8 protein-coding genes are annotated in these 12,572 nt (G+C 49.7%); all 8 read left to right on the forward strand.

The annotated features are described in order from the left end of the window. Positions 1–18 precede the first annotated feature (18 nt). The 8 genes from ACO4XG_RS05325 to ACO4XG_RS05360 all read left to right on the forward strand — a co-directional run bounded on the left by ACO4XG_RS05325 (position 19) and on the right by ACO4XG_RS05360 (position 12,523). Complete coding sequence (locus ACO4XG_RS05325) at positions 19–1,317, forward strand: type IV secretory system conjugative DNA transfer family protein (RefSeq protein ID WP_308507949.1); 1,299 nt, start codon at positions 19–21, stop codon at positions 1,315–1,317. A gap of 15 nt (positions 1,318–1,332) precedes the next feature. Continuing rightward, positions 1,333–2,727, forward strand: coding sequence for a hypothetical protein (locus tag ACO4XG_RS05330; RefSeq protein ID WP_308507950.1), 1,395 nt, complete (start codon positions 1,333–1,335; stop codon positions 2,725–2,727). A 20-nt stretch (positions 2,728–2,747) separates the two neighbouring features. Beyond that, positions 2,748–3,539 carry a nucleotide exchange factor GrpE gene (gene grpE, locus ACO4XG_RS05335; protein WP_308507951.1) on the forward strand — a complete coding sequence of 264 codons (792 nt, stop codon included), beginning with the start codon at positions 2,748–2,750 and terminating at the stop codon, positions 3,537–3,539. 14 nt (positions 3,540–3,553) lie between these two features. Next, complete coding sequence (locus ACO4XG_RS05340; RefSeq protein ID WP_308507952.1) at positions 3,554–5,263, forward strand: Hsp70 family protein; 1,710 nt, start codon at positions 3,554–3,556, stop codon at positions 5,261–5,263. Positions 5,264–5,362: 99 nt separating this feature from the next. Then, complete coding sequence (locus ACO4XG_RS05345) at positions 5,363–5,662, forward strand: hypothetical protein (protein WP_308507953.1); 300 nt, start codon at positions 5,363–5,365, stop codon at positions 5,660–5,662. Positions 5,663–6,031: 369 nt separating this feature from the next. After that, complete coding sequence (locus ACO4XG_RS05350; protein ID WP_308507954.1) at positions 6,032–8,287, forward strand: Hsp70 family protein; 2,256 nt, start codon at positions 6,032–6,034, stop codon at positions 8,285–8,287. Between the two features lie 43 nt (positions 8,288–8,330). Further along, a complete protein-coding gene (locus ACO4XG_RS05355) occupies positions 8,331–11,414 on the forward strand; it encodes a hypothetical protein (RefSeq protein ID WP_308507955.1) in 3,084 nt (1,027 codons plus the stop codon). An 8-nt stretch (positions 11,415–11,422) separates the two neighbouring features. After that, positions 11,423–12,523, forward strand: a complete 1,101-nt coding sequence (locus ACO4XG_RS05360; protein ID WP_308507956.1) for a hypothetical protein — start codon at positions 11,423–11,425, stop codon at positions 12,521–12,523. Positions 12,524–12,572 lie beyond the last annotated feature (49 nt).

The raw sequence follows: 12,572 nt of genomic DNA on the forward strand, positions 1-12,572 counted from the left end.
GTAGAGGAAGGTGAGTGTATGCTGATTAGTCACGAGGTGGTATATGGTGGGCTGCTGGAAAATAATGTGCCGCCGACCGATGTCCCCAAGGCAATCATTCATGTCCCTGGAGAGTTTAAGGGAAAAAAGTCTTCCTTCGGCCTGACGGAGGAGATGCTGAGTAAGCACATCCTGCTTGTTGGCGGGACAGGCTGTGGCAAAACGAATCTTTTCTACCATATGGTTCAGCAGATCAAGGCAAAGCTGACATCTAACGATATCGTCCTTATTTTCGACAGCAAGGGAGACTTTTATAGCAAATTCTACTCTAAGGGGGACATCGTGATAGGTAACTCTGTCCAGTATCGCAAGATGTCCGAGCGATGGAGTATCTATGAGGAAATCATAGCCGACGGCAAAGACCCGATATCTGTGCTCCAAAATACGCAGGAAATCTGCAAGTCGCTGTTTGCTAATCTGGTAGAGAGGAATAGCAGCAATCCGTTTTTCCCCATTGCCGCCAGAGACTTGCTGGCCTCAATCATAATCGCCTTGATTAAGAACGGTGTCGTACCGAACAATGAGGACTTGAAAGAATATATTGATTCGGCCTCGGTGGAGACATTGCGCAAGCTGCTTGAGCAGCACGCCGATCTTGTTTCCGTCGCTTCCTATATCGGCGGAAAAACCGGTACGCAGGCTCAGGGGGTGCTGTCTGAGATGTATTCAGTCACACGAGATGTCCTGACAGGGGTATTTGCGGATGCTGGAGATTTCTCGATGCGCAAGTTTATCCGGCAAAAGGGTGGGAAAATCGCGTTCATTGAATATGACCTCTCTATCGGCGATGTGCTGTCTCCAATATACACCTTGCTTTTTGATCTTGCGCTCAAAGAAGCATTAGGCAGGACTGCGTCCCAAGGTAATGTCTATCTGATTGTTGACGAACTGAAGCTTCTCCCGAACCTTCGCCATTTGGAGGATGGTATCAACTTCGGCCGCAGCTTAGGCGTTAAGATTCTTGCAGGGCTTCAGAGCATAGATCAGCTGAACGCGAATTACAGCAACGAAACCAAAGCGAAAAACGCCGTATCCGGTTTCTCGTCTGTATTTGCATTCCACCAGAACGACTATACAACCAGAGAATATGTGTGCCAGCTCATGGGACGAAATATGATCTTGGAGTCGTTTCCAGAGGCAAATGGCAGCAATCATTATGAGAAGCGCGAGGGATATGTCGTAGAAGATTGGGATTTGACGGCCCTCACGGTTGGCGAGGCGGTAGTCAGTCTTCCCTCGCATTCACCATTTAAATATAAGTTCGATATTTTTCAGTAAAGGAGGTCGCGGCTAGTGGGATGGTTCGGCACTACTATGGGAATAATGGGCGGAGTCGCACGCGGGGCAACCGCTGCTTCGATGTGGACCGGCAATATGATTTATACCGGTCTGCAGAATGCCCGCACAAAAAAGGAGATCCGCGCTTTATACCAGCATGCAGCAGACGCTAACTTTCAGAACCGTGCGGTCGCCGTGCTTCCCGGCATCAACAAGCAGCAGCTCCTTTTAACCGCTGGGGAGCCAGACGACAACGATGTCTATGATTATCAGTCTCAGACGCCAACGCCTGCGCTTGATTACATCTGGGGAGAAAGTGATAACCCTACAAGCGTTATCGTTTCTGGTGGGCAAAATAAAGAGCGAGTTTTGGCACTGATACCGTTTGTACATAAGGCACAAGCAGAGAACACGTCCGTTATCGTACTGCACACAGGCAATAACGAGCTGCAGCAAATGATAAAAAACCATAGCCGTGACTATGAATTCATTTCCCGTAAAGACTGTTTTTACGACGTTTTCCGAGGGCTGCCTGTCGATGATATCGCGTTTCTGCTTTACGAAACCATGCCGAAAGACACAGCAACTCCGGCCGCTGAATCGTTGCTTCGTGCTTTGATTGAGGTTTTGCTCCTGACGGACGGCAAAATTACACTGCAAAACCTTTCTGCGTTCCCGCTGATTTCGCTGAAAGTCAAGATCGACGCCATGAAAAACTGCGGGCAGCTTACGGGTGATGATTACGATGAAATAAACCACTACTGCATGGCCGGCTCCTCGGATACTGACGCGGTTAGGATTTTTCTTAATCGGCTCAATCGGCAGTCCGAGGCAGTCTACGGTAAGCCGTTATCAAAGTTTTCAAACATCAAGCGGATGCTGAACCAAAAGGGTGTGATAACCATTGATGTGGGCAGTTCAGGCAATGAGCTGCTGGTATCTCTGGTACTCAACCACTTGTTGCTCCTGCAAAGCCAAGGCAAGGAATTTGCCGTACTCATGGACAACATCCCAATCTCTAAGCACGACAAGATAACCGATGTGCTCCGTGGGCATCCATATGCGGTCAGTTGCCAGGACTTTGTATCGTCCCTTTTCGGAGGTGAGCAGCGCGGCGATGATCTATTCTCAGAGATTACGGGCAATGTGAACACGACGGTATTGTTTCGACATGCCTCGGGAACCACCTGCCAAAAGTGGTCGGAGCATTTGGGAAAGTACAGAAAAATACGCATACGCTATAACATTTCCCAAAATAACGCCTTTATGAACACAAGCAATTCGCGGGGTCTGTCTGTTGACGAGACGGATGAACCTCGGATCAGAGCGGAAACACTCGGAAAACTGGCAGATGGTGTGGCTTGTATCCACAGCATCGACGGCGTACTGATTGCGGAAGTAAAAGATTAACAAGATTGGAGGACAGCACGTTGGAGGAAGAAAGAATGTTCGATGAGTCCCTATCCCCGGACGGCGAGGCGTTTCGTGCAGAGATGCAACCCGTTCCCGATCCTGAATACAGCCCCGTGTCTGACGAGGAGGCAGTGCCAGAAAGTGACCAGACCTCAGAGGTAACAGAAGCGCCCACAGAGGATGCGGTGGCCAGTGAAGCTGACCCAAATGCAAAGCCCCCTGCGGACACCCCAAAGGAAGCTTCGGAAACAGATGCCGTTGGTCTGGAACAGATCGGTCAAAAGCTAGAAGTCATAGCTAACACCGAACAGCGCATTTTCTCGGAAGTCCGAGAAATGCACAAATTGTATCATACGGAGTTCTCCGGACGGCTGAAGTCCATGCAGGATGAGCTGGAACAGTATCGAAAGATCGACAAAGGCAGAGTTTACGATGATATTCTCGCCGCCATTGCAAGGATTTACGGCAACAATGAGACGCTGGCAGATGAGGTTGCCGAGCCTAAGGCCAAAAAGAGTATCAAATATATGCTCTTGGATCTGGAGGACTTGCTTGAAGTTTACGGGATGGGCAAGCTGCGTAGCGCACCCGGCGAAAAGAGGAATCCGAGGCATTGCCAAATCCTCAACCGCATTCCGACAGATGATCCTGAGAAACATGATACGGTGGCAAAATCCTATAACTCCGGCTTCTACATTGGGAATCGGACGGTGATAAAGGAACTTGTAGACATCTATTTCTTCGAGAGTCCTGCCGCAAATATCGACACCGAAATTACTGAAACCGCTGACGGTTCAGACTCAGAATAAGGGGGAAACACAAAATGGCAAAAGTTTATGGAATCGACTTAGGAACTACTTATTCCGTCATTACCACACTGGATGATAACGGGATGCCGGAAGTTATTGCAAATCTGGACGAGGGCAGCGATCTTCTGGCGTCCGCTGTTTACTTCCAAGACGGCTCCGATCCCGTGGTTGGCGAGATCGCCAAGAATCAGAAAGATTTCGAGGGCGACCGAGTAGTAGAGTTCGTGAAGAGGTACATCGGGAAGTCGGATGCGCCTACATACGAATTTGACGGAGTCAAATACGACCCCATCACGATCTCCGCGCTGTTCTTAAAGCGTATGAAGGCTTACGCAGACGCTCAGGGGCATGACGTTAAGAATGTGGTCATTACCTGCCCTGCGTATTTTGGTAACGAGGAGCGCACCGCGACGAAGCAGGCCGGTATCATCGCCGGTCTTAATGTGCTGAACATCGTCAACGAGCCGACGGCGGCCGCGCTGAATTACTGCGTCCGCGAGTTTAAAGAGAACCGCAAGGTCATGGTCTACGATCTTGGCGGCGGCACCTTTGATATCACTCTCTTTGACTTCAGCGTAGACGATGACGGAAAGGCTCTGATTGATATCATCAAGAGCGGCGGCAATGACAGGCTCGGTGGTATCGACTGGGATGCCCGCATGTTTGACTACATGTGCAAACAGTACACACGTGAAAACGGCACTGAGATTGCCGACATGGATGAGGAGCTTAAGGCCACGATCGGAGCGCAGGTGGAGCAGGCCAAAAAGGATCTGTCAACGCTTGAAAAGAAGAGCTATACCATCAAATACGATAGGGATCGTACTCGCATTGAACTCAATCGGCAGGAGTTTGAGGAACTGACGCGGGATTTGGTCGAGCAGACGATGGACTTCGTGCATCAGCTTCTTTCCGGCGTTGGACTGGGCGCAGACGATGTGGATGTTGTGCTTCTGGTCGGCGGTTCGACCTTTATGCCGATGATCAGAAATGCTGTCGAGGGTCTCTTTCCCGGCAAAGTGCGCGTAGAGCAGCCCAACCTTGCCGTCGCAAAAGGCGCCGCCCTGTCCGCTGCCATCGAGTGGAATGAGCGGATTGTCGATATCAAAGAAAAGCTGCAGCAGGGCAAGGATATCTCTCAGGAAGAGCAGGAGGTCATCGCGGACATCCCCGATGAGGTCATTTCCTCTGGGGACGCATCAGATCTGCTGATCAATGTTCCGCAGCAGGTGAGCACGGTCAGCGATAAGCTCACCCGTTCTCTTGGCCCCGCCGTATTCGTTTCTGAGGACAGCTATATGATTGACAATCTGCTGTTCGTCGATGACGAGATTCCCGTAGAAGCTGAGGCGGTCTACCGCACCAGAGTCGATAACGCGCCCGAAATCGTTGTCAACGTGTATGAAAACGTTGCGACAGACCGTGTCAACAAACACGTGCTGCCCTGCTTTGACCAGGAAGGTAATGAACAGTATCCGGATCCGGAGCTTAAGGTAAAGCGCATCGGCAAAGTCCGGCTGCAGCTTCCTCCGAATACACCCAAGGGTTCTCCGATCCGTGTTGTGTTCCGCTCCAGTACCGTCGGTCTGGAAGTGACCGCCGAGAACATGAAGACCGGCGAAGCTACTACGGTCGAGATCAATCCCGACAACGGTTATACAGCCGAACAGGTCACCGAGGCAAAGAAGCGTTTCGAGGGGATCAATACCAGCGGTCAGATTTAAGAAGCTATCCGATGATTAAAGGTTGGCATCGCATCACTGTATTTGCGATGTGATGCCAATCTCTGTGGAAGGATAAATATTTAAGGGGAGCAGTTGTATATGGAGACTCCCAAGGTATTAAAACGGACAATTACACCAGATATTCGCGCTAGTCGGGAACGAGACATGGAAGCAGTTCTTGATAACTATCGTGAAAACTCAAGGGATCACGGTGTTACTGATGAAGCGGCCATCGAGCGATTCGTATCCGAGGAACGTGATAAGATACAGCAAGAATATGAGAGCCTGAACAATGGCGATTGTTCGGCAAACATCTACCATACATCTACCGATTGGGAGGGCATTGCTTCTGAAATGAAGCAGCAGGAAGCAGAAGAAGAAAATGGGATGTCCATGTGAGAATACACGTGATCTGTTGGTGACGTCCGAAACAAAATGACGAAACGTGAAATGCAAACCTGGATATGAATTTGCATGAAAAGGAGGTGCTGTTATGACTTGGACTTGCCCTAAGTGTGGCAAACCCAATCTGATGTCGCAGACGCATTGCAACCGCTGCGGAACGTCTCGACCGGGTAACACATATCACCATAAGGTAGTGTTACCGCTTAAGAAGAAGTGAAATGTTACCCGCCTGATGATGGTCGACTGATTGTCGACCGAAACAAGATCATCTTTCATTGAGGTGCTTTTGTCGCGGGAAATTAAAAATGTGTTTGGGAGAAACAAGAAGTATCAAACAATAACCATGTATAGGAGTGCAACGATATGAGCACATCAGTCGGAATAGATTTAGGAACCACATTCTCTGCCGTGGCCTATATTGACCCCAAGTCTAAACTTCCTCAGATCATTCCTAATAGCGAGGGTAGCAAACTAACCCCCTCGGTCATTCAATTCCTCGATGGCGAGATCATTTTCGGCAGTGAGGCGGAAGATGCCTATAACGCCGGCGAGGAAGACTGTGTTGCGACCTTCAAGCGGGAGATGGGCGAGAAAAAACCATATTGCTACATTGACGGCAAACCCTATACATCCGAGGACTTGTCGGCGCTTTTGTTGCGGCACTTGAAAGAGGAAGCAGAGGCTGCTATCAGCGACACCATTAAAGATGCCGTTATAACGGTTCCCGCCTATTTTTATTCCAAGGAACGCGAGGCGACCATCCGTGCGGCAGAGACTGCAGGACTCAAAGTCAAGAAAATCATTGACGAACCGAATGCCGCAGCTATGGCATATGGATTGAACCACTGGAGAGAGAACGCCAACATTCTCGTTTATGATCTGGGCGGCGGAACTTTTGATGTGACACTTGTCCATATGGGAAAGAACGGCGTCCTTTCCACGATCACGACCAGAGGCAACCATAAGCTCGGCGGGCGCGATTGGGACGCCAGAATCCAAGATATCCTTGTTTCCCGTTTTGAGAGTGAAACTGGCCTCTCGATCCGAGACGACCAGGAATTACTGTCTATTGTCGGAGGAATGTCCGAGGGAGTTAAAAAGCAACTCTCGGCGCAAAATATGCAAACGGCGAAAGTGGCCGCATCATTCCCCGGATATGGGAGGGTCGCAGTAAACATTACAAGAACGGAGTTTGAAGAGAATACGGCGGATCTCCTTGACCGCACTGGTGCTTTGTGCCTTGCTGTCTTGGAGGAGGCTGGACTCTCGCAGCGAGATGTTACCGATGTGCTTCTGGTTGGCGGTTCAACAAGGATGCCGCAGGTACCAAACTATCTTCAAAAGCTGTTTAAGAAGCGTCCCCTCTCCCACGTCAATCCAGATGAAGCAGTGGCGCTCGGAGCCGCAATTCAGTCCTCCAAGGAGAATGAGTCCTATGCAGCACTTGCGGTTCAGATTGTGGACGGAAAGAAAACCACCGACAGATCCAGTGCTGGTCTCAGTACGCGCGTCGCTGTTCGTGCGGAAAAGAGACTCAACAGTCTCAGTATGCTTTCGCTGCGGGAAACCACTGCTCATGCAATGGGCGTAATTGCTATTAACGATGAGGGCAATCGTTACTACAACGAGATTATTATCCCGGCCAACCACCCGCGCCCCGTCCGAGCGGCCAAGCGGTTCCGCTTCTATACCTCTCCTCGGTCAAATAACGAACTTGCCATCTATGTTCTGCAGGGAGATCGTGAGAATCCGCTGGATTGCCAGATCACATATAAGTATGTAGTTACCGGAATTCAGCATGTCAAGCGCGGCGAGAAGATTGGCACGGTTATTCGCATCCAGTATAGCTATGACGTAAACGGTGTTATACATATTCAAGCCCGGCAGGAAGATTCCAATGTTGATCTTCCCATCCGACGGGAAAATGTTCCTGCAGATGTCGCCAAGTTTGGGCAGCCTGTTACCACTGAAAACAAGGATCAGGGCTTCAACGTCGGCCTTCAGCTTGGCACGAGGAGCGGTCAGAGCGTGGTTCATAAGTACAAAGCCGTTACCTTCAGCAATGTTGAATGGAGACAGTACGACAATATTCTGATGCATCCGAGTGGGGCGCAGTTTAACGAACCGGCGATTCATGTGATTGCCAACGAGGAGAATATCGAATTCCACGGATATAACGTCAGCGCGATGAATGAGGGAGTGCGGTACACGATTGATCCGTCCGATGATTTTGAAATCGAATGCGACATCAACACGTCTACTATCAGCCCACATCCGGGCGGATATCTGGAAATCTCACTGGGACTGATTTCTGCGTATCTGAACGAGAACGGCGGTTCTATACTGTTGGATGGGGCAAGCGTGGCAACGGTCGGTCCACAATTTCACCTAAGAATGTCGTTGACAGACGGCGGACAGTATGAGGTCGAAATTGACGGAAAAGTCATTGGAAGAAAGTTTCAAGCTTCCGAAAATGAGATTGATATACGATTTGGCTTTATCCATGATTCTCATTGTTGCCAGTTGCTTTCTCATGCATATGTCTCTGACATCTCCATGATGCAAGCAGCCGGAGGCGACGGAGATGACAATCCTGATACGGACACTTGGAATGACTGATAGACGGATACAAGCGCACTGAATTGTTGTGGGGAGATTTGACGTGGCAGAGTTTGATTTATTTGGTTTGGTGGGGCTGGCATTTGATCCGCCTGAGACCAATGCTGAGCAGGTAAAAAAGAAAATTGAACAGAAAAAAGCAGAGCTTGGCTCTGCGCTTGGGAGAGAAACGCAGCAGACAAACCGAGATGCCATTCAAGCGCAGATTGACTATCTGGACGGTGTCGTTGCACAAATCTTGACGCCTGATGGAAAGAAGCTGGTTGATTCTGCCTTTAAGCCCCTTGCGGATCAGAAAACCGCAGTGGAGCTGAGTTCTCTTACGGCTACAGTCGAATTGCTTGCAATGACTGGCGGCCATACCGTTACCGAGGCTTCGATTCGTCATTACAAAAAAGAAAGTCGGCTGTCTATCGAGCATGTCAAAAAGGTGTTTTCCGACGCAGGGTTTGAGATTATCGATAAAGACCCGTTGGCGGCGTTTCCCAAGTTCCCTACAAATGTAGATCGCATTTATTCCGAGCTGGATGCGTTGAGGAAAACCAAAGATCCGAATCCGAACGGTGAGGATACTTCCGTCGTTGTCGATCTGTATTCATTCGCGGCTTATATCTCCAAAGATACTGAAAACATTGCTTTGTACAGAGCGATGGAAACGAAAGAGCTTTGGGAGATATTCGCCCCCGCTTCTCGCAAATACTCACAGCGGAATGATGATCTGGGAAAGCTGTGCGGCTCCCTCTCGGCGGCTGCAAAAACTTATGTATTCAACTCGGATGAAAACCGTGCGGCGTATGATCGGCATCTGGTTTACCATTCAGAGGAACTGACTAAGCTGTTTGCCACGATGAAGAAAGCTCCGCAAGCAACTCTGCTCAATTCAAAATTCGCGGACCCTTGCATTAAGATCATTTGCAATTACTTCCCGGATTATGATGTTGCTCTGGCAATCTACAATACGGAAGCCGGATTCACGGACAATTACTATTGGCCGATAGCGTGGGTGTATACGATCAAGTGCAGCTATTGCGGCTCTGTGAGCGAATTCGAGTCTGAGGCCGACGCACTGAAAGCGAATGCCTGTAGAAACTGCCACAAGCAGCTTTTCAAAAAGTGTGACAAATGTGGAAAGTTAATCCCTGTATTCAAGGACTCCTGCCCGCATTGTGGGTACATCTTTGCCAGCGCCGCGCTTTTTTCAAAGTTCTACCAACAGGCCGAGAGTGCATTTAGGAAAAATGATTTTGAAAACGCCCGAAAATATCTGTTTCAAGCGCAGTCGGCGGCTCCGGGTGAAAAAGGGCGCATCGATCAGCTCTCGGTCCAGATTGACAAGGCAGAGGCCACGCTAAAAGAGCCGATAAACCGACTCCACCAGCTCATCGCCGAGCGCAAGTATCAGACCGCCCGCGCCGAACTCGGCGGGATTATAAAGAGATATCCGAGTCTGAATGACTCGGAGTTCGAAAGGATTATCACGGGAGAACTCTCCAAGGCTGACGCGCTGTTCGCCTCGACAGGCAGAATGTCAGCATCGCAGAAAGCGGATACCTGCGTATCGATTTTGATGCAGTGCGCTGACCACGCGCCGTCGCTTACGTTCCTTCGCGCCAACGCGCCGGCACCCTGCCGTCTCTTGAATGTCACGCCGGTTTCCGACTCCGGGGTAATCAATATCAGTTGGAACCGTACTACAGAGCAAGGTGTTACATATCGGCTGCTTAGAAAGAACGACGGAAAAGGCTCCACGTCGGAAATAGATGGAGAAATCCTCTTGGACGATACCACAGCGACATCGTATGTAGACAAGATCGTTAAAGCAGGAAGGACATATTCGTATTCTGTGTTTGCTGCGAGAGCTGATGTGTTTTCAGCCCCGCTCTCCACATCGGGGATGCTGTACGCCGACGTGAGGAACTGCCATGTGGTGCAACACGGCTCCAGTATCCGCATCACTTGGGATTCTCCCGAAAACAGCAGCGGCGCAACAGTATATCGGATGCAAGGCGGGCAGACATCTATACTGTCCGAATCGGCACACGGAAGCTTCGAAGATACTACCGCTCAGTTTGGAACGACCTATAAATACAGGGTTTGTGCAAACTACGGACGACAGGATAAAAGTCCCGGCATCGAGGCGGTTATCACCCCTCTGGTTATCATTGACTCTTTCTCGATCCGTGTCGATCAGGTTAAGAACAACATATACAAAGTCACCTGGAGTATCAAGCAAAAAGGGATTGATCTTAGGATTCAGGTCAATAACAAGCTGGTTGCGGAGGCCAAGTCCGATGATGGATCGGCGCAGGTGAGCCTACCCAAGGATACATACTGCACAGTTAGCGCGGCGGCTTATTCCGGCGGCAAGTGGTTGAACAGTGAAAACAGAGTTGGTGTCAACACATACTCTGCTTGTGGGATCGATAAAAAGGCGACCGAGATCGAGGAGAATCTGATTTCCGGCAGAAATGGAATCAACTATCGCATTGATCTGAAAATTCGCATGGTCGGCAATATACCATCTAGCGTGGTTGGGTTCTATTATACCGTGCGAACCTCGTCAGCATCGGACAGATGGGCAAAAGCAGACGATATTGGCAAAGCATCCGATATTCAGAGAATCACTGTGGATGCCTATGAGAAACGCGGATACATTCCTTTTCAGGACTTCGTGGTCAATGAAACCGCTTTCTTTATTTCCGTGTTCACGATCCATGAACTCAACGGAAAAGAGTTGGTTTCCGAGTCTGCCAAGCTGAAGGTGGAGCGGCCTTTACTGGCGAATCTGTTTTGGTCTGTCAGCTATGGGATGTTTGACGGTCTGAAGCTTCATATTGAAGTGGAAGGAAACAGGCCGATTGAATATGTTCCAGAACTCTACTTGTGCGTCTGCGATTCCGGTCAGTTTATTGCGGCGTATGACGACAAGAATGCTCAGATCATGATGAAAGTTCCTGCGGACGATCTGGATTCACCGCAGAAAAAATACAGCAGGACTTACGCAGTCAAAACGGACGTAACGAGTAAGTACTTGAAAAAGTACAAATATTTTTTGTTTGAACCCTCAAATAGCGGCAACGACAGCATTTCACTTCGGTGGAAACAAGGATTTTCAGGAAAGGTATAGGTGTTATCATGGCGAAGTTTACATGCCCCTTCTGCATTCGCGAATATGACAAGAGCAAGGTGCTATATGTCTGCCCGGATTGCGGCAAGTCCACAGACCCCGGTTGGTTTGCTCGTGAGCCGATCAAGTGCAAAACATCGGGTTGTGGAGGGTTTGCTACCCTGCGGAAATGCCCGTCCTGTGGGCAGGTTATTCCGAAAATGGCACTGGAAACGCCGAATCTTCCGTTCAGCATTGTGGGCGTTTCCAACTCTGGCAAGACCAATTATATCACGGTGATGCTGCATGAGCTGGCGCGGTCTTCGGGGCTGCGCCTTGCGTTGGGGCATCAGACCAAGTACACTCTGGATCATCAGAATATGAACCAAGATCTGATTTATGAGCAGCATACCATCCCGGAGGCTACCAGTCCGGGGGAAAATATGCCGCAGATCTGGTACATAAGGAATCTTGAGAAAAAGCGTGGCAACGATGTTCCCACCTATACGTTCACGATTTTTGACGGAGCAGGCGAAGATCACGAGAACAACCTTGACCCCACCTCCACAGTTTGCCGCTACATCAACGCTTCTAAGGCGATCCTTCTGGCGATTGATCCGCTGGTTCTTCCCAACATTCGTCGCGGCGGTTTGGTTGACGCGGACGTCATGAGGAATTCCCTCGGTGGAGCAGAGAGCGTCAGCAAGAATTCCGAAGATGTTATCAACAGCGTGGCGGCCTACATCAAAGCCGCGCGCGGGATCAAGACTACGAAGAAGTTGGATATTCCTGTGGCAGTCGTTCTGACAAAGTTCGACACCATACTGAACCATCGGGCTTTCGGGCCGCAGGCTTTGATCAAGAAAAGCAGCCTGACCGTGAGAAACGGCATGGTCGATATTTCGGAAATTAAGCAGATTGACTCAGAGATGCGTGACTGGCTGGAGAAGATTGGCGAGAGCGCATTTATCAACGCTTTGGACTCCCACTTCAAGGAATACTATTTATTCGGCGTATCGAGCTATGGTGCGCCTCCGGTGGATGCGGATACCTTGCCCGAGGAAATCAAGCCGCACAGGGTTCTCGATCCGATTCTCTGGTTGTTTAAACGCTATAAATTTATTGACTAATTCGGTTGTTCACCGGTCTACCGGTTATCAATAACAGCGCAGACGAGGA

Source organism: Stomatobaculum sp. (assembly GCF_057248925.1).